The organism is Methylobacterium sp. WL12, from assembly GCF_008039475.1.
Taxonomy (GTDB): domain Bacteria; phylum Pseudomonadota; class Alphaproteobacteria; order Rhizobiales; family Beijerinckiaceae; genus Methylobacterium; species Methylobacterium cerastii.
In genome coordinates, this window is the sequence record NZ_VRUW01000227.1 from 1 (window position 1) to 844 (window position 844).

An 844-nucleotide genomic window follows, 5' to 3' on the forward strand; every position below is an offset into this window, starting at 1 on the left:
AGAGTCTGTCCGGCATCATGATGTTTTCTGACAGAGCTTTCGGGTCATGAGGCGGATGGAGGCCAAGAGGACGAACGCTCGCCCTTTCCGGCTTTTGCATTCCCAATCCTTCGCGAGACGGCGGCAGCGGTTGAGCCAACCGATCGTTCGCTCGACAATCCAGCGCTTGGGCAACACGACGAAGCCCTTGGCCTGATCGGACCGCCTGACGATCTCGACCGTGATCGTGCGGCAGACCTTGCGCAGACCATCTTGGAAGGTCGGTCCCTGATAGCCGCCGTCGGCGAAGAGCTTGAGCAGAAACGGGTAGAGGCCGAACAGCGTGGCCATCACCAGCACGCCGCCATCCCGATCCTGAATGTCGGCGGGATGGACGAGCGCGTGCATCAGCAGGCCCTGCGTGTCGACCAGGATGTGGCGCTTCTTGCCCCTGATCTTCTTGCCCGCGTCGTAGCCGGGCGGGTCGATCGAGCGCCCCCTTTTTCCGCGCCCTTCACGCTCTGGCTATCGATGATGGCTGCCGTCGGGCTGACCTCCCGACCCACACGCTCCCGGCAGGCGACGTAGAGCGTGTGATGGATCCGCTCCAGCGTGCCGTCATAGTCCCAGAGGTCGAAGTAGTCGTGCACCGTCGAGCGCGCCGCCAGATCCTTCGGGATCGCCCGCCATTGGCAGCCAGTGCTCAGCACGTACATCAGGCCGTTTACCACCGCCCGCATGTCGACGCTGCGCTTGCCGCCGCCACGCTTGGCTGGAGGGATCAGAGGCTCGATCAGCGCCCACTCGTCATCCGTCAGGTCGCTCGGATAACGAAGCTCGCTTCGATCGTAGCGGGTCCGGTTCT

Annotated in this window: 1 protein-coding gene; it reads right to left on the minus strand. The window is 63.6% G+C overall.

The genetic code is table 11. The features are described 5' to 3' along the window. Positions 1 to 15: 15 nt before the first annotated feature. A protein-coding gene (locus FV226_RS27635; protein ID WP_147765422.1) for an IS5 family transposase occupies positions 16 to 844 on the minus strand; the annotation gives its coding sequence in 2 pieces (ribosomal slippage) (positions 16 to 467 and positions 467 to 844; 830 coding nt annotated over the 2 pieces). This gene is flagged as partial in the annotation.